Origin of the sequence: Domibacillus sp. A3M-37, from assembly GCF_024213455.1 — a bacterium.
In the GTDB taxonomy this organism is placed as follows: Bacteria; Bacillota; Bacilli; order Bacillales; family Domibacillaceae; genus Domibacillus; species Domibacillus tundrae.
Window position 1 is genome coordinate 1 of record NZ_JANAVL010000017.1, and the last position, 20,104, is coordinate 20,104.

At 39.8% G+C, this 20,104-nt stretch carries 18 protein-coding genes; 4 read left to right on the forward strand and 14 right to left on the reverse strand.

The window, feature by feature from the left end; genetic code table 11:
• Nucleotides 1-503: 503 nt before the first annotated feature.
• Complete coding sequence (locus NLX67_RS18285; RefSeq protein WP_046180990.1) at nucleotides 504-806, reverse strand: YunC family protein; 303 nt, start codon at nucleotides 804-806, stop codon at nucleotides 504-506.
• Between the two features lie 784 nt (nucleotides 807-1,590).
• Here NLX67_RS18285 and NLX67_RS23300 point away from each other — a divergent pair.
• A complete protein-coding gene (locus NLX67_RS23300; protein ID WP_375143414.1) occupies nucleotides 1,591-1,683 on the forward strand; it encodes an IS3 family transposase in 93 nt (30 codons plus the stop codon).
• Nucleotides 1,684-1,732: 49 nt separating this feature from the next.
• On the opposite strand, the gene NLX67_RS18290 is transcribed toward NLX67_RS23300, so the two are convergent.
• The 7 genes from NLX67_RS18290 to NLX67_RS18320 form a co-directional block, all read right to left on the reverse strand.
• Complete coding sequence (locus NLX67_RS18290; RefSeq protein ID WP_254312904.1) at nucleotides 1,733-2,737, reverse strand: tRNA dihydrouridine synthase; 1,005 nt, start codon at nucleotides 2,735-2,737, stop codon at nucleotides 1,733-1,735.
• A 377-nt stretch (nucleotides 2,738-3,114) separates the two neighbouring features.
• On the reverse strand, nucleotides 3,115-3,312 hold the full coding sequence (locus tag NLX67_RS18295; RefSeq protein ID WP_254312860.1) for a hypothetical protein: 198 nt from the start codon (nucleotides 3,310-3,312) through the stop codon (nucleotides 3,115-3,117).
• Nucleotides 3,313-4,142: 830 nt separating this feature from the next.
• The gene (locus NLX67_RS18300) at nucleotides 4,143-5,390 is read right to left on the reverse strand and encodes a DUF4153 domain-containing protein (protein WP_254312861.1); all 1,248 of its coding nucleotides are present in this window, start codon (nucleotides 5,388-5,390) and stop codon (nucleotides 4,143-4,145) included.
• Nucleotides 5,391-5,440: 50 nt separating this feature from the next.
• A complete protein-coding gene (locus NLX67_RS18305; protein WP_017153334.1) occupies nucleotides 5,441-5,656 on the reverse strand; it encodes a helix-turn-helix domain-containing protein in 216 nt (71 codons plus the stop codon).
• Nucleotides 5,657-5,667: 11 nt separating this feature from the next.
• Complete coding sequence (locus tag NLX67_RS18310) at nucleotides 5,668-6,150, reverse strand: DUF2975 domain-containing protein (protein WP_254312862.1); 483 nt, start codon at nucleotides 6,148-6,150, stop codon at nucleotides 5,668-5,670.
• A gap of 213 nt (nucleotides 6,151-6,363) precedes the next feature.
• Entirely contained in the window at nucleotides 6,364-8,049 is a 1,686-nt protein-coding gene (locus NLX67_RS18315) for a methyl-accepting chemotaxis protein (RefSeq protein ID WP_254312863.1), read from the reverse strand.
• Between the two features lie 662 nt (nucleotides 8,050-8,711).
• Nucleotides 8,712-10,451 carry a methyl-accepting chemotaxis protein gene (locus NLX67_RS18320; protein ID WP_254312864.1) on the reverse strand — a complete coding sequence of 580 codons (1,740 nt, stop codon included), beginning with the start codon at nucleotides 10,449-10,451 and terminating at the stop codon, nucleotides 8,712-8,714.
• A 605-nt stretch (nucleotides 10,452-11,056) separates the two neighbouring features.
• On the opposite strand from NLX67_RS18320, the gene NLX67_RS18325 reads away from it, so the two are divergent.
• A complete protein-coding gene (locus tag NLX67_RS18325; protein WP_254312865.1) occupies nucleotides 11,057-11,326 on the forward strand; it encodes a PH domain-containing protein in 270 nt (89 codons plus the stop codon).
• On the forward strand, nucleotides 11,305-11,445 hold the full coding sequence (locus NLX67_RS23090) for an SHOCT domain-containing protein (protein WP_309143149.1): 141 nt from the start codon (nucleotides 11,305-11,307) through the stop codon (nucleotides 11,443-11,445). Before NLX67_RS18325 ends, NLX67_RS23090 begins: the two co-directional genes overlap by 22 nt.
• A 128-nt stretch (nucleotides 11,446-11,573) precedes the next feature.
• Here the strand turns inward: NLX67_RS23090 and NLX67_RS18335 are convergent, their stop codons facing one another.
• Together NLX67_RS18335 and NLX67_RS18340 are read right to left on the reverse strand one after the other, a co-directional pair.
• Complete coding sequence (locus NLX67_RS18335) at nucleotides 11,574-13,217, reverse strand: alpha/beta hydrolase domain-containing protein (RefSeq protein ID WP_254312866.1); 1,644 nt, start codon at nucleotides 13,215-13,217, stop codon at nucleotides 11,574-11,576.
• A 287-nt stretch (nucleotides 13,218-13,504) separates the two neighbouring features.
• Nucleotides 13,505-13,762, reverse strand: a complete 258-nt coding sequence (locus NLX67_RS18340) for a hypothetical protein (RefSeq protein WP_254312867.1) — start codon at nucleotides 13,760-13,762, stop codon at nucleotides 13,505-13,507.
• Between the two features lie 1,171 nt (nucleotides 13,763-14,933).
• Between NLX67_RS18340 and NLX67_RS18345 the strand changes: the two genes are divergently transcribed.
• Entirely contained in the window at nucleotides 14,934-15,041 is a 108-nt protein-coding gene (locus NLX67_RS18345) for a YjcZ family sporulation protein (protein WP_254312868.1), read from the forward strand.
• A gap of 1,227 nt (nucleotides 15,042-16,268) precedes the next feature.
• Here NLX67_RS18345 and NLX67_RS18350 read toward each other — a convergent pair.
• The 4 genes from NLX67_RS18350 to NLX67_RS18365 form a co-directional block, all read right to left on the reverse strand.
• Entirely contained in the window at nucleotides 16,269-16,775 is a 507-nt protein-coding gene (locus tag NLX67_RS18350) for a carbonic anhydrase (protein WP_254312869.1), read from the reverse strand.
• Nucleotides 16,776-16,786: 11 nt separating this feature from the next.
• Nucleotides 16,787-17,794 carry a sodium-dependent bicarbonate transport family permease gene (locus tag NLX67_RS18355; RefSeq protein ID WP_254312870.1) on the reverse strand — a complete coding sequence of 336 codons (1,008 nt, stop codon included), beginning with the start codon at nucleotides 17,792-17,794 and terminating at the stop codon, nucleotides 16,787-16,789.
• A gap of 152 nt (nucleotides 17,795-17,946) precedes the next feature.
• Entirely contained in the window at nucleotides 17,947-18,312 is a 366-nt protein-coding gene (locus NLX67_RS18360) for a Na-translocating system protein MpsC family protein (protein WP_254312871.1), read from the reverse strand.
• 546 nt (nucleotides 18,313-18,858) lie between these two features.
• Nucleotides 18,859-20,052, reverse strand: a complete 1,194-nt coding sequence (locus tag NLX67_RS18365) for an acetate kinase (protein WP_254312872.1) — start codon at nucleotides 20,050-20,052, stop codon at nucleotides 18,859-18,861.
• Between the last annotated feature and the right edge of the window lie 52 nt (nucleotides 20,053-20,104).

The following is a 20,104-nucleotide window of genomic DNA, read 5'->3' on the forward strand; positions in this document are numbered from 1 at the left end:
AGCCCGGTGCAATACCGGACTCATGCCAGCCAATTAGCTGCATAATTGAAACTCTAACTTTAAGGGGTCACTACCATAAGCGTTCTCTTCTTTTATGTTGAATGGTTTTATAATGCTGCAGGTATTTTTAATGCAACATAACATAATAAGTAGTCTTCTTTTTTATCTGTACCGCTCTCTCAATCATCACATTCTTCAATTAGCTTTTCTAAAAGGTTTAATGTCTTTTTTATGACTGACAGATTATTTTGCAAATCAAAACATAAAGTTAATTTTCTAGCTGCTGTTTCATCTTAATTGCTTTTTATTATGTAAAATACGGAAAATTCCATGGTTTTCATACAGCCCTTGTGGAAGTCGCCAGCTATAAAACCTGTCCTATCACTACAAAGTATACATCTGTTACGAATAATAGTGTCTTCATTCCCCCTTCACCTGCTTTACATTTATTTTCATTGATTTTTAAAAAATGAAAAAGTCAGCCGAAATGACTGACTTTCTCTTTAAATCATTTTTAACATAGCATCTTTTCCAAGCATACCTTTATGAATTCCGATTGCTTCTGCTTCCAATGTAACTGATTCTAACGGTGCTTCCAAAAGCTGTTCAACTGTTTTTACACCAACAGCTCTACCAGCAATGATCTTTCTATCACTTAACCTCTCATTTAGCAATGAGACATCAAGAGCCCCACACATAATATATCCTTTTTCGCTGGTAACCATGACTAAACCTGTTTTTGGCAACATAACAGAGATGCCTAAAAAGATATGTCCATTTATTTCAATTGGAAATAAATTAACCATTATTCCTCCCTCTCTTCCCATTTTCCTTATCAAATAATATGTTGGGAGGGGAAAAACGTGTCTCATTTGATTTACTATCCTAGCTTCAATTCTCATGTTTGCAGGTGAATTATAAATATTCGTTGTTAAAGAAATCTGCTTCGTTAGTTAAGTACATCTTTTCACAATTTATATACTTTTTTTAATCCATAGTTGAGTTTTAAGGCAAAATTTCTCCACTCTTCCCTAGTGTTTTTGATTAATAGACTAATGCGTTTCATCTACTCATCAACTTTTTCCCGATATAACTCTTAAGTTCTCTAATTGTCCTCATCCCAAACGTTTTATCGCCAAACTATAATACAACAAAAAACGCGGAAATCCTCGATACATAAGGAGTTCTCGCGTTTTAGTTTTATTATATGGTTCCTACTGGGTTCGAACCAGCGACCTCTACCCTGTCAAAGCGAAACAAGCTGTTCACTTTATATGAACTTCGCCAATATGTTCCCTTATTCTACATGTGTGGACTGTAATTGACAACATACGGGATGTTGGTGATTATACAAAAAAACTAACGGAACCAATATGACCTGATTCCGTTAGCGATATTTCATTTAAGACGCCATTCTAGCTGTGTTTTTTACTTATAGGCTGATAATTTATCTAAATTAAAGAAGCAATAACGTGCTTTGAAGCAATTTTTTGATTATTAGCATACAGAGTAATTAATGTTCCATTTTTAGTTAGACATAAATGATCTTCCCCATTTGCGTACTTTTAATTTGCAGATTCATAACCTATTATAGATTACTTTAATAACAAACGTATAAAGCAAAAATTGGCGAGAATGAGTCCGGTTCAATACCGTCTTCACACCAGCCAATTATCTGCTTAGTATAAACTCTAACTTTTTGGGGGCACACCAGTTTAGTCCTACTTCGCTTTTACCTTGAATGGGGACACTTCTCCTGCTCCCCCATTCTATCAAGATTCTTTGACCCAAAGTCATTGAGCAGTGAACGTGCTTCATCTGTGGACGCTGTGTTCATTAATTGATTTCTTAATTCACTTGCCCCTCGAAACCCACGGACATATATCTTAAAAAAGCGATGAAGAGCCTTGAACGGACGCAGCTCTAATTTGGAATATTTATCATGTAGATCCAGATGCAGCCTTAAGAGATCGAGTAATTCCTTACTACTATGATCTTTCGGCTGCTTTTCAAAGGCAAATGGATTATTGAAAATACCACGCCCAATCATAATCCCATCAATACCGTATTGATGAGCGAGCTTTAAGCCAGTTTGACGATCAGGGATATCCCCATTGATCGTCAAGAGTGTATCTGGTGCCACCTGGTCACGAAGTTTCTTAATCTCTGGGATTAGTTCCCAATGAGCATCTACTTTGCTCATTTCCTTTTTTGTACGCAGATGAATGGAAAGATTAACAATGTCTTGTTTCAATATGTGTGTTAGCCAGTCGTGCCATTCGTCTACATCCGTGTAACCAAGCCTTGTCTTTACACTTACGGGCAATCCTCCTGCTTTTGCTGCTTGTATTAAATCTGCTGCAACTTCTGGACGACGGATAAGGCCACTTCCCTTCCCATTCTGTGTCACATTAGGTACAGGACAGCCCATATTGATATCCACACCCCTAAACCCAAGTTTCGCCATACCAATACTCATTTGACGAAAGTATTCAGGCTTATCCCCCCATATATGAGCTACCATTGGTTGTTCATCCTCTGTAAAAGTCAAACGCCCACGCACACTATGGATCCCCTCTGGGTGACAATAACTCTCCGTGTTTGTAAACTCTGTAAAAAACACATCAGGTCTGGCTGCTTCACTCACTACATGGCGAAAAACAACATCCGTCACATCTTCCATTGGTGCCAGTATAAAAAAAGGTCGTGGTAAATCACGCCAAAAATTATCTATCATATTCAAATTCAAATCCTCTCATTATGGATACCAGGCCAATCCCTTATCCCAAAATTAAAAAACAAAATGTCCCTGCTTCTTTTACACTTATACCATGCTTAAGCACTTTTTATCAAACTGATCGGAAATGTTTAGTTTAACTTCACAATCTCTGTACAACTAAAATAATCTCCTGCTAAAATCCACTCCATCAACCAGCATTACACTGTTCGAGTTAAAATAAAGTTTTGCTAAAAAAGACTGAAAAGAAAATTGAAAAAACACTGGATTGACAAGGGTGCAACGGGAAAAAGACCCCGAAATCGCAAAAGCATTTTTTAACGAAATCAGGGTCGAACTGGCAAATGTTTATTTTAACTAGCAAGAGCAGTTTTTAATTAGACATCTTCAATGGTAAAGTTAGAAACTAGCTTTCTTTTGGAAAAGCAGCGTTCAAGGTCATTAAACAGCTTATGATAGTTCTCCAGTGTGTGCTTTGATAAACCTTCGATTTGCTTAATTCGTGTGACAACCTCTCTTGCTTTTTCAATCGATAATGCTTCTTGAACCTGCATTTTTCTTTTCTTTTTTGCCAAAGAAAAAAACCCCTTAGTGTGTGATTATTTTCAACACATAAGAGAGTTTGAGTGTGAAATTCAGGTCATGGTTTTATTTCACCAAATATTTGATTTAAAAGCCCATTTTCCGGCCTATAACCATCACCAAGCATTCACGCTAAACGTTGAAGAAACGCCTTACACACCTGTTAAACGAGAAACGTCACGGGCAATCATCACTTCTTCGTTCGTTGGGATGATGATTGGATAAAAATGTTAGATAAATCCTCAGTTTTGTACTATCTCACGCCCGTATTACCATAAATGGTAGTTGTTTCATAGTATTTTCTTAACTTGCCACTTTTTCAGCCGTAATAATTAATAATCCCTTTTTCGTTTTATCAATACTGTTAATCTGCTGTTCAGTCTGTATTTGGCAATTAAAAAATGCTGTTTACGGCAGTATGTTTTTTGAATGTAAGAAAGCCGAAAACATACAAGGAATGAATAAAAACTTGCATATTTTCGGCTTATGATAACTTTGGATATTAAACTAAAGCCCCCTTTAGTGTAAGTACATCTTTTTACATTTAATCTAAATCAAACTCAACTTAAAACCTGCAAGTTTAGCTTATCAAATACGTTTCATGAAGTCCTTTTTCGTTGGGCACATGAAACTGGACATATTTTAAAGAATCCAGTTGCATCAACAATATATTATGTCTTCTAGTTTGAATACCCTCTTTTTAACTTTAGTAATGAAAATAAGCCGATATTATGCAACTCTGTATAAAAAGCTGCATAATATCGGCTCTAAGGATTTTATACGTTATAGAAGATTAGCTTTTCGTTACATTAACAGAGCCTTTCTAATTAAAAATTATAGGAAAAGTAAATGTAACGAAAGCTGCCCAAAGTCCGTAGACCGGTAAATACTTAGTAACGGCATCTTGGATAGTTGAAGGTCCGGATTTGTTTTGTAGAAAACGCATATAGGAGAGCATAATCCAAATTAGATTTGCCCAGATAAGTATGTTTACTCCTAAAACAGCAAGTCTATTAGGCGTAATCCCATAAGAAGAAAGTCTGAACACGATGGCTGACAAAGCCACACTGTCAATGATAAGCGCAAGAACAATTAAAGCAAAATTTATATAATCTAAAATGTTCTTTTTCTCGTCTGAGTCGCTCTCGATAATGGAAAATATAGTAACGGCCAATACGCCAAGGAGTATTCCGTTGAAGGCTATCAAGAAATTGCGGTCCAAGAATGGGTTTTTTCCGACCCATATAACCGTTATAAGATAGACCAACAATGTGACCAGGACAAGAGGACTAAAAATTTTAGCTATATATGGTGTAATATTCTTAGCAAGTTTAAGATTCATTGATACCAGGTATGCAGCCACAATAGCGAGAGCGGCAGCACCAAATAAAACGACATTACTAAAATAGAAGTCTTTTATATCCAAGCCAACAAAGCTAAATAACTGCATGGTTAATGCTGCTAGTACCATTCCGCTAACTGCCATGCTGGTGTAAAGAATACAATATTCCAAATTAAATTTAATATAGGCTAATCTTGTACTGCCTTTTGAATATTCATTTCCTGTAAATGCAAGCCCTACCAATACCCATAAGAATATGGGAAGGTGTAAATAAGCAAGGATAATACTGTCTTTATAATTTAATGGCAGCATATTAAGATAAAGCCCGGAAATTAGGAACAACGCTGCAAGGGCATAAATAACACTTTTTTTCGGAGTATTATTGTAAACAAAATAGGCAGCAATAAAGGGAATTATACCAAAAGCCAGGTTAATTGGAGCAATTGCTTCCTGTTCGACAAAATGGAAAATGATCCTGGTGCTTATCCCGGCCAGAATGGCTAAAATGCCCATGAATAAGAAACCTTTTTGAAGCAAGGAAGATTTTTCTGTATTTGCCGTCTCCTTGAAATGCAATCTTTCATACCAAACACCAAGAACCTGAGAATCAGGATTTTGTTCCCATGCGTGTGAGAATGACTTTTTAAAAGCTTTCGGGTCTTTTCTATACATTCTCTCCAGCTCATGAGGGTTAGCAATATTTTCAATAATCACATTGTTAATGTCCATAGTTATACCACCCCTAATAATTGTTATATTAAGTTTCCTCCACAATGTGTTTAACTGTCTTCGTCACTTTTGTATTCTAAAATATCTCCAGGCTGACATTCTAAAGCCTTACAAATTGCCTCTAAAGTGGATAATCGAATCGCTTTTGCCTTTCCATTTTTCAATATAGAAAGGTTCGCCATTGTTATTCCAACCTTCTCCGAAAGTTCTGTTACGCTCATTTTCCTTTTTGCTAACATCACATCAATATTGATTATAATTGCCATTGTTATTCACCTCAGACCGTTAAATCATTTTCTGATTTGATATTAATTGCTTCTTGTAAAAGTTTTTGGAGAACAGCCGCAAAGACTGCGATAACCATCGAAGCAAAAGGAACAACCAATCCGACAAAGATAACTCCTGGTGCGTCGTCTACTTCCGCAAAGATATAGAAGAGCGGCCAAACTAGCACATGCAAAATACTGATTGTGATGGCACAGTATTTGATTTTCTTTAAAGCATTTACAGATAAATCGGAGAAAGCTTTATTTTTGTCAATATAGTGTAAGAGTTTGAAAGCCTGATACAAAGCAAAGTAAAAAGGTATCGCCGATGCATCAAAAGCGATGAAAACGAGATATTTTATAAAAGCAAACTCTGGAAGCAATTTTACTGCAAGATTCGCCATCTCAGGCACCAAAAAAATGCACAGAGCAAGAACTGGAACTCCTAAAAGAATAACAGCTATTTTTAAAAACAACGTTGTTACTTTTTCCATAAAAAGCACCTCACTTATTTATTCTGATTTTGATTTTAATATATATTTTATCGTTTTACAATAAATTTTTATTGATTTGGATAACATTTTTATTGTATATTTTTGTTTTAAGCAAAAATAAAAAGCATTCCTCATTCAAAGAAATGCTCTATAACTTTAAACCATTAAATTTATAACTTGTACAGCTAACCTGCCCCTTTGATACCTTTTTTATTAAGCTTTGAATTTACTTATCACTTGTTGTAAATCCTGAGCCATTTCACTTAAAACTACCGCTGAAGCTGAAACTTCTTCCATTGCGGCATTTTGTTCCTCGGCTGAAGCAGCCACGTTCTGTATATTTCCTGCCGATTGTTCAACAATATGACTGATATTTTTCATCATCCCTGCCATGTTTTGTGAACTCGAATTTACTTGTTCCACAATAGCAGAAACTTCGTGAGACTCGGCAGCTATCTGTTCAATGGACTGGACAATATCTCGGAAGGCTTCACCGGTTTGATCCACCATTTTAATCCCTTCACGGACAACACCTGCACCGTTATTCATCGACTGGACAGCTCTTTCTGCTTCCGTTTGTATCTCCTGTATAAGATCATGAATTTGACTTGCAGCATGAGCGGATTGTTCAGCAAGTTTTCGGACTTCATCTGCTACAACCGCAAAACCCTTTCCTTGTTCACCTGCCCGAGCCGCTTCTATAGCAGCATTTAACGCTAATAAGTTCGTTTGACTTGCAACCTGTGTAATCAGTTCAACAATTTGGCTAATTTCCTTTGATTTTTCACCAAGAGCGTTCACAACCACTGAAGATTCAGTTGTAGAATCTTGTACAAGGTTCATTTGTTCGACCGTTCGGGTAACTACTGTATTTCCAACGTTTGCTTTCTCGTTCGTAGCAGCTGTTAAGTCTGCAACAGATTGAATAGAAGATGCAGCTTGATTCATCCCTCTTGAAATTTCATCGACCGCTTGTGCAGACTCTGCAGCACTGGAAACCTGTTTTTCTGAGCCGGATGCTACTTCTTGAATAGCCATTGAAATTTGTTCTGTCGCTTTACTTGTTTGTTCAGCACTGGCAGATAATTCTTCCGATGTTGCGGCTACCTGCTCGGCATTTGAGCCAACTTGATGAATCAACTCTCGAAGGTTCATTTTCATTTGATTAAAGGAATCCGCCAGATTTCCAATCTCATCCCGGTTCTTTACCTTAATGTCATCTTGAGTCAAATCACCCGATGCGATACTTCCTGCTCCTTTTGCGAGAGATAAAATAGGCTTGGTAATCATTCGGGTAATCATCGTACCTATTATAATAGCCAAGATAAAAGCGGTTACGCTCAAGATCAGCACCGTTGTTTCAACTGAGTGAACCATATCAGAATTTGTTTTGCTGCCTTCCTCCATAGCTTTTGCTTGTAAATCCGCTAATTTATCCGCTGTATCTCTTATTTCTCTTGCCAGTGGGATAACTTCTTCGCCAGCGAACTTTTGAGCTTCTCCTTTATTGGTCTCCGTCAAAGTGACAAAGTGCTCTGACTTACTTTTAAATTCCTCATTCAATATAGAAAGCTCTTTCAGTAAATCCTTGGCTTCTTGAAGTTGAACTAAATTGGTTGTGCTTTTAATTTTTTCATTTATTCCGGCTGTAGATTCTGATAAAGCCTCTGCAGAACCCTCTTCCTCTAATAAAAGTCCTCGTACGTTTGAAATTTCTCTTGAAGCATAGATTTGCATGTCTTTTGCGTTTGACAGAATTACCGCTCGTCGATCGATTAAATCTGAGTAGGAATCATCCACTTTTTGAATGTAATAATCCGATATAAAACTAATAATGCCAAGAAGAACGGCAATGCTTAAAAATCCGCCCATCAACTTTTTTCCAATTGTAAAACTCATTGACAACACTCCATTACCGATTATTTACACATCTTTTATTTATATCGGTAATTCACTTTAGATATTGAACTGCAAAATATTATTTTCGTTATATTCCATATAATTTTGTATTTGTTATTAACCTGCTTTTGTATGCGTTTATATGTAAATAAGCAAAACAGCCAAATATAGAGTTATGGCATAACATAAATAAGTACGTTTAATAAACAGGCTCTGCTAATTTTTAACCAAATAAAAAAGACCGAAAAATCGGTCACTTTTATAGGTCTTATTGAACTAACAGCTCCCGTTAGCCATCCATGCCGCACTTCGCAGCACCACAGATGATGAAATATTTATTATTCTTTCATGGGAGTTGAAGAAGAATTATTTAAGTTGGGTTTACTAGAAACTGGGCTGCTGGATGATCCGGTGTGCAGCCCTTTTCTTATTCTTTTTCTTTTGCAAAATAAAGAGTATCGTCTGACATGTACTTTTCACAAAAGTATGACCGGATAAAAATGCCGCTTTTGTTTTAAAACACACACTCCCTCCGTGTCGTGTTTATTAAAAGAGCCCTCAGTGTACGCGCACTGAGGGTTCTTGTTCTTGAAGAATGCTCTTGTCTAATTTTTCCTTCCCTGCTACAAGAAGCAGTGCCTGGATAGCTGGTGGATTAAGCTTTAAATTTTAAACTTTCCTACCAGGTTATGCAGCTCTTCAGACATTTTGGAAAGAGCCGCTGCTGAAGCCGTGATTTCCTGCATGGAAGCAACCTGGTCTTCCGTAGATGCTGAAACGGTCTGGGTGCTGGCCGCTGTTCCTTCGGCTACTTCAGACACAAGGCCAATAGAGTGCACCATTTTTTCCGTTTCAGGAGCAACATTCTTCACCGCCTCCAGGACCAGTTCAAACTGGACCGATACTTCCCCGATGCTTTCTTGAATGTGCTGGAATGATTCACCGGCCTGGCCGACAACCTGAATTCCTTCTGATACTTCGGCTGTGGCGTGCTGCGTTGAATCGATGGTTTTGTTTGTTTCCGCCCGAATCACATTGATCAGCTGCGTAATTTGTTCAGCGGATTTTTTAGACTGTTCCGCAAGCTTGCGAACTTCATCTGCGACAACCGCGAATCCCTTTCCGGATTCACCTGCCCTTGCCGCTTCAATAGCTGCATTTAAGGCCAATAAGTTTGTCTGCTCGGAAATGCCGGTGATAACCTGGACAATCTGCCCGATTTCTTTTGAATTTTCACCCAGCCCCTTTACGGCATCCGCCAGCCCTCCAACGGTTTTATTGATCGAATTCATCTGCTGAACCGCCTTTTTCAGGGATTCATCCCCTTCCGCCGCTTTTTGGGAAGCTTCAACAGCCAGAATTGATGCTTTCTCCATATTTTCTTCAATCTGTCCTCCACCGCGGGCGACGCCCTCCGCTGCCTGAACCGTGTCTTCTATGCTTTGAAGCTGCTTGACTGTGCCTGCTGCCACGCTGTCAAGCGTTTCCGCAATTTGTTCGCTCGATTTGCTTGTCATTTCTGCATTTGCCGTTAGCTGTTCGGATGTGGCCGCTACCTGCTGCGAAGCATCCGACACCTGCTGGACAATGTGCCGCAAATTACCTGTCATAATGTTGTAACTATCAGCCAAATGGCCAAATTCGTCTTTAAAATGAATATCGACAGACTGTGTTAAATCCCCTTCGCTTGCTTTTTCAATCGCCAAACGAAGCTTGTTTATCTTTTTAAAGATAAGCTGTGCAAAGAAGTAAGAGGCAGCCAGCGCACCAATCAATGACAGAATGGCCGTAATCAAAAATTCCCTCTGCAGGCCGTCCATTCTTCTTTCATATAAAACTTCTTCCCGCCCGCCGGCACCGATGATCCAGCCCCACGGCTCATAGTACTCCAAATGGCTGATGTAAGTGTAAATAGGCTCTCCTTCATTCTGCCATATTTCTCTATAAATGCCACCTGTCTTTTCCCGGTTTGCCCACGTATCCCGGACCGTATATTTCCCATCCACTTGATAATCCCAGAGATTTTGGCCTTCCGTAGGGGCGGGGTGCATCGTCATTACGCCATCTTCCTGAAAAGCCCAGAAAAACATATAGTCGTTCTGAGACATTTTGGTCTGGGTAATATCCCTAGACCCGTCAGGCATTTTCGGGCCATTTACATATGTTCTGAATGTTTCCTGTGCCTCTTCTAACGTCATGTCGCCTGCTTCTACTCGTTCATTTAACAAATCCGCAGTGCCGATTACATCTTTATTCACATTGGTGAACATTTCTTCCCCAAGATCGATAATCTCATCTTTCGCGCTGTCGTAGGCAATCAAAAACATAACGATTAAAACAGTTGCTAAAATTACAAAAATAAACAGCATTAACTGATATTTTAAACTTATTCCCTTTTTCAACCTAACTCCTCCAAAATGTTCTTATCTCTTCTTACAAGCCCGGTTTCTACAAAAACATCTGACATTAACAAAACTAAAGACCTAAGTCTTTTATAACATAAAATATTATAAGTTGCTATATTTTTATATCATCCAGTTTTGCATGTACAATCAAGAAAGGTATTTTTATAAATCTGGATAACTGAGTATAGATGGAATAAAATGGAAAAAGTAAATTCTCACTATGCTAAAATATTAATTTTAGCAGTGCAGCTATGATTAAATGTGGAAAATCCTGATTTTTTCAAATTTCTTTTAAATATGAATAATAATCGGTACAAGATGAACGAACTACCTGTGAAAAAGAGGTGGTGCGGGGAGCATGCTAAAATTTGATTTGGCGGTTACATTTGGGGGTTTTGAAATCGCTTGCAGGAAGTGATTGATCGGTTATGTGTTAGAATGTGAGATTTCACGTTCAACTTATATAGATTGAAATCCTTCTTTGTACCAGTTAATATACTTAGCTTTTTCTAACGCTGGCTCTTTATAAGAAACCGTTTTGAAAGCAGCCTCATATCCTTGTTTTATATAGGATTGTTTTAACTCTTCAAGTTAAATCTAAAATGCTTGACAAAGATACTTTACGGAACGGCGTGTTCATTGCAACTGATCGGCAGGTCTTTTTTTTCTGCAAAAAGATGATTGGATTTGAAACCGAATCTTTTCCGCTATCCAATATTAGCAGTGTGGAAATCAGCAAAGGATTGAGTGGCCATAAAATTAATATCGTCGCTTCAGGGAATAAAGCAGAAATGAGTATGATCAACCGAGGACAGGTGAAAGAGTTTGTTGAATTCGTCCCCGCTCCAAAATCGGTAAAAGTTCGTCAGTAGCTTCATTAGTTCCAGACGCAACTGACGAATTACGCAAATATAAAGCTTTGTATGATGACGGAATTATTAGTGAAGAAGAATTTAACGAGAAGAAAAATCACCTGTTTTTTTATAAATGAAAGAAAGAAGCAGCAAACCCTTACTAAGTTCCTGCTTCTCTCAGATTTTGTGCTACACATCCCCTATGTTCGAAATGTATATAGAAACACTCGTAATACTCATGAGTTATTTACATGAAGCAATATTATTAAGGGATTGGAGTGAATTTTGCCTGCTGTATAATTTTTTGACCCTCTTCAGGTTCAAGCCACCGCTCTTTTGTCAATTGCTTCACTGAAGCTTCGACCTGTCTCACGTAATTCTGATGGGGACCCACTGCCCCGTAAAGCTTCTGGAGTGTTTCACTCGTGAAGTCGACCTGATGGCCGAACGACCATGCATAAGGATAGCCTGGTTTTAATGTAGCATACTCGTTGTATGTGGCCGTCGGAACATCGACATATGGGCTGCGTACACCGCCCAGTACATTTCCATGTTTATCCTTCACGAATGATGCGTAAATGGTTTCGCCAAAAAGGCTTGTCTGTGTTCCATTGTCCTCTTGCACGAGCAATGGCTTGGCACGTGGCGGTTTAATGCCTTTGATAACCCAGCGCTCCATGTTGGCATACATGGCCGTTTCTATATAATGGCGCGGCAATTGGTTTGCCTTTGGCTCGACTCCCCCATATGCATAAGGCACTTGGGTCGGCAGATTACCTGCCTTAACGATATCCTCAGCTCGTGGTTGGTAATTAACGGTGTTGACTGGACCGTGCGGAGCCCCTGTAATTTCGTACAATCGGAAACCCGCCCCTGGAACGTCACTATCAGGTTTTCTCCATAGATAGCTTCCCAGTTGGAAGATGTCTCCTTGTGCGTCAACCTGCATAAATGGTACATGTTTCTTTGGCAGCTGGGTTCTTATATCTTTAACACCGGTAGCGGGAACGCACTGATTGATTGGCGTGGTTCTGCCTGATCCCGATGCCGAGATGAAGCCATCATACACTGGATGACCGTTTTTCAGCCTCGCGTTTTCCGCAAAATTTGCTGCATACGTGTTAAGGAAGAAGCCTGTTTGGGACTCGCCGGTTGCGAATACGTACTTAACGTTATAATTGTGCAGTGGATTATTCTTGTCCTTGCTGCGTACCAGGGCACCCGTCTGACTCAGCATGTCCCAAACAAGTCCATTTTCATACAGCTTCGAAAGATTTTCATCATAGCCTTCTTCATTGGGCAACTTCCCACAGGCTTGTTTGTCGGAAGGCAACGGGTTGGCCATTGATAACGGGGCATAACGCTTTGAATCAATGCGCTTTAGTGCTGCGACCACATTTGGTTTGACAGTCACTGAAATCCAAATGTCGCCGTCACGGAGCACTTTATCTTGGACAGTTGGCCACTGTACCTCAACATCCCATCCCCGTGAAGGGTTATTAAGCTCAACCCAGACATTCCCACTAAACTTGCTTGGTTTATCGGGGCGTCTAACGACAATCCGGGTTGTATATGGCGCCTGTGGAGTTCGGATTTGAGGGGTAATAGCCTGTCCGTCGGCCCCCCAATCGTAAACATTCGCCTTGCCGCTAATAAAGTATTCATCAAGACGGTAGCCATAGTCTGTTAGATTTGTCCCTCCCACCGTAAATGGACGGGAAGTCTTCGTAATCGGAATAGGACCCGTCACCTTTGGAGTAGGTATTGTTACCTTTTCAGAGGATATCGCCGCTTTTTGGACCTGCGCATCGACCTTTACCCATCCCAACGAAACTAACATTGCTACTAGTATTAAACAACTAATCATAACCCGTGTTCTTATTTTAGGAAAAAACAAAGTTTTTCTCATGCTTTCACTCCTTAAATAGTTATTGTTTTAAGATCGATCGGGTGCTCAATTAAATAGTTTTTTAAAAAATCATTAACAATTCTTGAGTTCAATGATTATTTCGACAAAACCACCTCTTTCCAAAAAAATTCTTTCTAAAAAGCGCTGCGATTTGATCTTTTATAAATTTTGTTAGCGCTTTCATAAAGTGATGTGTAAATGAGATGTGAATATTTTTATAAAATAATTGTAGCATAGCGCATACAACCTCGTTAATGAGCATAGACAGTTTTTTATTGGGGTATCTATTATTTAGATGATAATCCTTTTCGGTTGCTGCTTGACAGTGTATGTAATTCCTCTTTCACAGTGGGAAATAAAGGTATTTCTTCGAAAGAAATTGTTCCTGCATCGTTTCCTTTCTCATCAGTAAGAAAATGTCCGTATAGTTGGTAAATCTCTCTATACATACCTTTAAGATTTCTGGCAATGATCACAATTTGCGTTGTTTCACCGTTCCGCTCAAGTTTGACTATATATCTCATTCTAGGCTGTCTAAGGTTCATCTTTCACAGCTCCTCTGGACTGATTGTAGTTTAGATACCCCTGTGTCTGTAGTTGAAACCTGTTTTGAGAGATATTTGTTCTTTAAGTTATGGCGCCGAACCCACGGAAGGATGCTAAAAACGGAAATGTTCGGAATAGCGTGAAGGGTGGGATTTCAGACCCCTACCGTCGTCCAGACCATACTGCAAGTGAAATGTCCAATAAAGTATAACGAATCACAACGCGGCACCACTCAGACGTCGAAGCCGTAGTCCTCGCGCAATACCGTCTGGACCAGCGTGCCGGCAAATAGTAAAGCAGAGTAAAACGGCAAAATCGCGTTGCTTCTATAAAGATAACGTAAAAAAGCGCAGTTAGGATGCGCGCGAAATCGCAACTTTTCACAACATTTTCTGAAGAAAAAGGATCGTTGCATATTACTTGCAGAATATTTTAAATAGTTTTATAATACATACAAGCGATTGACAGAAGCAACCCAACTTAACCCAGCCTAGAGAGCCCTATACTCTCAATCAGGCTGGGTTATTTGTCTTTCATGAGGGTTGCGATCAAAGTCCCGATTGTCTGAACCTTTCATTTCTCATGGGGGTGAATTGATTTGCACGAGTACCACGATTTATTAATAAAGGTAGAACGATTACAAGTATTAACAGATGAAGAATTCACGGAGTTTAAATATTTTGTAATAAAACAACGGTATTCTCCTGATGCATACAGAAGGATGGAGGCAAACGCTGGGATAAGTAGATATGCTAGGGAAATTATGAAAAGACATAGATTTTTAAAAACGCACGAATGAAATAAGACGGAATGTAGACTAAAGAAGGCATAAGTCTTTCAGTTCAAAAATGAACACGAACTCTGTTTATAGTTGCTCCACAGCGGATAACTATTAATACATGGTTTCGACAATCTACTCTCAATTTCCATTTATCGCTGCGGCCTCTACAAAAGGTCGCTTTTTTATTTGTATTACCCGTCGCGGCGTTACTCGAATGTATCATCTTACTAATCTCTTCTGCAAAAAGATTATTTAGGAGAGACAAAGGCTCAATCCAACACGTTTCTTCGCTCATACTCTATAACATAGATTCAATTATTATAAATTAATTGCGAGAAATTGATTTATATAATTGTTTCGCTATCCTTCGGTAAAGGAGGTGAAATGGTATGGGTGCGTATGGTTGCGGTGGTGGCGGCTACGGTGCTGGCTTTGCGCTGATTGTAGTGCTGTTCATTCTTTTAATCATTGTTGGTGCTTCATACGTTAAATACTAATAAAAAATGGTCCATGTCATATCCTGTATGCTCCCTTTAGGCGCCATTTCAGCGATTCCATCCCCGGAGTTCTCAATCGACTAGTAATGGCGCTCTCATTGCTGCGGTATTCCTCCGCGGCTTTTTTGCGTCTGGAATCCGAGGAATAAAGCGGCCAAGCCGGACATATATTGATTTAACTTCTCCTGACAACTACCAACTTTCAAGCGTGGCTATCACGTAGCTGCGCTCTTTTACGTTTTTAATACGGACATCAAATTCAAGCGGCTACTGGCAGGCCGCTTTTTTAATATGGTTTAAATTTATTCGTAACGGGTGATAATCTAAGTTAGAGTCTCTGCATTGACCCGGCACCATCTTCAGTTAGTTTGTCGTTTTTCACCGCGGGGACTCTCCGCGGTTCTTTTCTATTTGTTTTATCTTTCTCCGCAGCGGGTAACGTTTAACATGTAACGTTGATGCCCCTAGCATTCGTTACATCCTTTACTCACATGATTCCTTTATTGCTGCGGCACCTCCGTGGCTTTTTTTGTGCGGTTATTTTCCGCCGTAGTGGGCATAATTAGTACGTGTAACTAACGGACCCCCTCCGTTGTATAACCGTCTCACCTAAGCTGTGGAGAGTCCCCCTCCGCGGCTTTTTTATGCGCAAATACTGGCGGCGGACGCTACATTTTCGCATATATTTACACGCAAATTTATAGCCAGACGAGGAGAAGTTGGCACCTTTCCGCAAGCATACGCTGGCTATCCTCGGCAGCCAAGCGGTCTAACATACGATCGAGCACGCCGTTATAGAAACCCGGTAGATTCTTAATGCGACGGTGTTTCGTAGCCATCACAGACGCCCTTAACGCCTCATATCCGGCATGTTCAACGCCCAGCCTGTTCGAGAATGTTCTAAAGTCCTTCCCGCTGGCTTTATCGACGTACACACTACGGTCTATAAACATCAACCGGCTTTTATAGCTGTTTCCTATATAATCGAGACTCTATGGCTTTTTTAGTAAAAAGTTGTTTAAACAGGCGGCTGTAAAGCCTGTATTAACTGGAACAAAAAAAGAGATGCCTTATTAAGGCACCTTTTTCTTACGCAGATTCCGTGGTCACACATTTGGGTTCTTTAAATTAGCAAATAGACGAAAAATAAATCAAACTCCTCCATATCAGCAAACTTTTATTTTGCTTTTCTTGTTAATCTGTCAATATGTCATACCGGTTTTTCAGTTATTTCTTTTTACCTTTGTTTCCTGCAACAGCCTCAAATTCACCTGTTTCCGCATTGGCAATAAAACCATAAATAGACAACGTTTTTGGAATTAATGGGTGACTTTTAATCAAATCGATATTTTCCGTTATCATTTTATTCACATCTTGTTTTCCAGATAGCCAGCTTGATAGATTACTGCCGGCCGCATCAATATATTCAATTGTTTCGATCGTTTCTTTTGCAATACCTGCTTTCCGGATTTTAGAAAGAATCTCCTCTCCATTAATTGCATGTTCTTTGCTATCCTTCTCTCCGATAATATAAATTTCTTCTATATCTTCGGAGTAAACGGCCAAAATAATGTTTCTAATTGTACAACCATAGGGCTGTGAAATGATCGTTCCAAAACTTGTTGTGATGATTAATTGTTCCGCTTTTTTATTTGTTATGACAGGTAATAACGGATGTGATTTTACACTTAATCCTGTTAGAACTAAAGCCTTTTTCTCGTTTGTTTTCTGCATAAAAATCCCTCCTATTGAATCAATTGAGCCATTTCATAATAAACAGGTATGCCGACAATAAGGTTGAATGGGAATGTCACTCCAAGAGCCAACCCCAAGTAAACAGACGGATTCGCCTCCGGTACAGATGCTTTTAATGCTGCCGGAGCCGCAATATAGGATGCACTTCCGGCTAAGACACCCATTAATGTCATACCGCCCAAAGACAGTCCTACCAGGTGCCCCGTTACCACGCCTAAACTTCCAAATAAAACAGGCGTGATTAATCCAAAAAGAAGCAATTTGAAACCGTGCTTCCTTACTTCCGGCAACCGCTGGCCTGTCGTGATTCCCATACTCAGTAAGAACAAAATCAGCACGCTGCTATATAAATCCATAAACAGCGGTTTCACCATTGGCACAGCACGTTCTCCAAGAATCAAACCGATGAACAAACTGCCTAGCAGCAGCAAGATACTTTTTCCAAACAAGCTTTCTCTTAGCACTTCTTTATCAATGAGGCTTGCTGGCTTAGAGACAAACCCTACGCTTCGCATCGAAAGAGCTGATTTATCTTTTTTATTCTCGATGCTCTTTAATAATAGTAATGAAACTAAGATTGCGGGGCTTTCCATAATAACGACGAGAGCATTCATAAATCCCTCGTAGGATACACCGTTTTTTTCGATGAAGGAGATGGCCGCTCCATAGGTGACAATGCTGACAGACCCGTACGTGGCCGCTAAGCCAATCGAATTTTGAAGGTCCATTTTCATAAGACGCGTAATAAAAATGGTGATAAACGGAATGGCAATTCCTAAAAAGAGTGCGCCCATAATTGGCTGCATAATGGATTCAATTGAATAATGAGACAGCTCAATCCCGCCTTTTATCCCAATGGCGATTAAAAGGTAAATACTCAGCGCTTCGCTTAAGGCGCTTGGAAATTTTAAATCTGATTTCACTAAAGCCGCCACAATTCCTAACACAAAAAATAACACAACCGGCGACAACAAATTTTGTAAAATGATTTCTGACATATTCCTTCCTCCTGATATCCTTCATTTCCCACAAAAAAACCGGCAATTTCAGAATAACTGGCACTCACCCGCCATTCATTCTGAAAACTGCCGGTTTATCTTCAACTGACCGTATGGCTTTTGAAGATCTCCCTTTTTCATCTATCGTCTTTTTATTCAAAATTTTTTTCGATATCTCTATCTATTTTAAACACCATCACCCGTTCCCCGCTCTGCGTGCTTATGTCTGTGTGAAAGCTTTTCACTTTTTCACCCGTTATGGTAAAGATGATTTCTTTTAAGCCATTCATGCCTGATTCAATCAAATTAGACCGCATCCTTTTGATGGACAGCATGCCCTCTTTTGTTTCACAAAGGACATATTCAGCAGGCGTTAGAACCCCGCGTAACGTGACAATAATCATATCACGCAATATATCTGCCTTTACGGACACGGAACCACGTCCAAGGAAATCTTTTTCCCATTGAGTTAACGCTTTGCTTATTTCTGCTTCAATAGATCCTTTAGATTTGTTCATGACCATTCCTCCTTAACAAAAAAATCGGTATATTCCCCAGCTAGTTTCCTAGTTAAGAAATATACCGATTTATCTTATTTCTGTTCTTCTTATGATGTATAGGTTACTTTTTCATACAGTCAATATAGAAACAATTAACAGCACGCTAAAGCGTTTATTCAATCAGAAGTGAGAATAAAAATCTCTCGGTTATTTAGATTAATACTACTGTAACTTTCAGCAAGGAGTATGTCAACATAAAAAATAAATTAAAAAGATCTGCCACTGAATTTTTCATACTGCTCTTTCATAGTGTGATCAAAAGTGTGTTCAGATCATCACTTCATTTTCGTTACTCTTACAACACGTTCTCTTGCTTTCTCACTAGACAATCCATTATGAATTTTCATTTTTTCAGCTACAAAAAAAACCTCTTTTCAGTGTTGAAACTCACACATCCAAGAGGGCAAGGGTCAAATTCAGTTATGGTTGTTGATGACCCAAATGTTTAATTTAAATGGATAATTAGCTAATCATTGTTCCGCTTAAAAACGTTGAAGAAACGCCTTACACGCCTGCTAGACGAGAAACGTCACGGGCAATCATCACTTCTTCGTTCGTTGGAATGACGATGACTTTCACTGGTGAGTGCGGGTAGCTGATAAATTGTTCCTCACCGCGCACGTTGTTTAGTGCCGGGTCCCAGTAAACGCCCATAAATTCAAGGCCGCGCATAATGCGTGCCCGTGATGCAATGTCATTTTCACCAATTCCTGCTGTGAAAATGATGGCGTCCACACCGGACATGCGCGCTGCGTAGGAACCGATGTATTTGTGGATACGGCTTGCGAATAATTCAAGCGCTGTAACCGCACGTTCATTGCCTTCTTCAGCTGCTTTTGACAAGTCGCGAAGATCACTTGACACGCCGGATACGCCAAGCATACCGCTTTTTTTGTTCAATGTGTCTAACACTTCGTCCGCTGTCTGGCCGGTTTTTTCCATAATAAAGGGCATTAACGCTGGGTCGATGTTACCGGAGCGTGTTCCCATGGCAACGCCGGCAAGCGGTGTGAAGCCCATCGATGTATCAATTGATTTCCCGCCTTCGATCGCCGCGATGCTGGCACCGTTGCCAAGGTGGCATGAAATTAAGCGCAAATGCTCGATTGGACGGCCAAGCAGTGCCGCTGCGCGCTCAGATACATATTTATGCGATGTGCCATGAAAGCCGTATTTACGGATGCCGTAGTCTTTGTAATATTCATATGGCAGGCTATATAAAAATGATTTTTCCGGCATTGTCTGGTGGAACGCCGTATCAAATACCGCGACGGCCGGTACGCTTGGCAGCACGGCGCGAAATGCGCGGATGCCCGTTACGTTCGCCGGGTTATGAAGCGGTGCGAGTTCTGACAGCTCTTCAATTTCCGTAAGCGTTGCCTCATCGATAATCGCCGAATCGTCGAATTTTTCGCCGCCGTGAACGACGCGGTGGCCGATGCCGTCGATTTCGTCAAGTGACGCGACGATGCCGTTGGAGACAAGCTTCGACAGCAGCATTTGAACCGCGACTGCATGATCCGGAATGTCCGTTACTTCTGTGTCTGTTGTGCCGTCGGGTTTTGTAATCGAAAAAACAGACTCTGTCAAGCCGATTCTCTCAACAAGTCCTTTCGTCAGCACCGTTTCCATGGGCATTTCAAACAGTTGAAATTTTAATGATGAACTTCCTGCGTTAATCGCAATTACTTTAGACATTATATCCTCCTCGTGATCGAACAATTTATCTCTATATATAGGAATAACGTGT

What these genes read in the sequence shown, in the direction of transcription:
- NLX67_RS18350 (WP_254312869.1), bottom strand. Translation starts at nt 16,775, where the DNA reads ATGCAGAAAACAAACGAGAAAAAGGCTTTAGTTCTAACAGGATTAAGT.
- NLX67_RS18345 (WP_254312868.1), top strand. Translation starts at nt 14,934, where the DNA reads ATGGGTGCGTATGGTTGCGGTGGTGGCGGCTACGGTGCTGGCTTTGCG.
- NLX67_RS18300 (WP_254312861.1), bottom strand. Translation starts at nt 5,390, where the DNA reads ATGGACATTAACAATGTGATTATTGAAAATATTGCTAACCCTCATGAG.
- NLX67_RS18340 (WP_254312867.1), bottom strand. Translation starts at nt 13,762, where the DNA reads ATGAACCTTAGACAGCCTAGAATGAGATATATAGTCAAACTTGAGCGG.
- NLX67_RS18355 (WP_254312870.1), bottom strand. Translation starts at nt 17,794, where the DNA reads ATGTCAGAAATCATTTTACAAAATTTGTTGTCGCCGGTTGTGTTATTT.
- NLX67_RS18325 (WP_254312865.1), top strand. Translation starts at nt 11,057, where the DNA reads ATGCTTGACAAAGATACTTTACGGAACGGCGTGTTCATTGCAACTGAT.
- NLX67_RS18285 (WP_046180990.1), bottom strand. Translation starts at nt 806, where the DNA reads ATGGTTAATTTATTTCCAATTGAAATAAATGGACATATCTTTTTAGGC.
- NLX67_RS18290 (WP_254312904.1), bottom strand. Translation starts at nt 2,737, where the DNA reads ATGATAGATAATTTTTGGCGTGATTTACCACGACCTTTTTTTATACTG.
- NLX67_RS18365 (WP_254312872.1), bottom strand. Translation starts at nt 20,052, where the DNA reads ATGTCTAAAGTAATTGCGATTAACGCAGGAAGTTCATCATTAAAATTT.
- NLX67_RS18335 (WP_254312866.1), bottom strand. Translation starts at nt 13,217, where the DNA reads ATGAGAAAAACTTTGTTTTTTCCTAAAATAAGAACACGGGTTATGATT.
- NLX67_RS18310 (WP_254312862.1), bottom strand. Translation starts at nt 6,150, where the DNA reads ATGGAAAAAGTAACAACGTTGTTTTTAAAAATAGCTGTTATTCTTTTA.
- NLX67_RS18315 (WP_254312863.1), bottom strand. Translation starts at nt 8,049, where the DNA reads ATGAGTTTTACAATTGGAAAAAAGTTGATGGGCGGATTTTTAAGCATT.
- NLX67_RS18305 (WP_017153334.1), bottom strand. Translation starts at nt 5,656, where the DNA reads ATGGCAATTATAATCAATATTGATGTGATGTTAGCAAAAAGGAAAATG.
- NLX67_RS18360 (WP_254312871.1), bottom strand. Translation starts at nt 18,312, where the DNA reads ATGAACAAATCTAAAGGATCTATTGAAGCAGAAATAAGCAAAGCGTTA.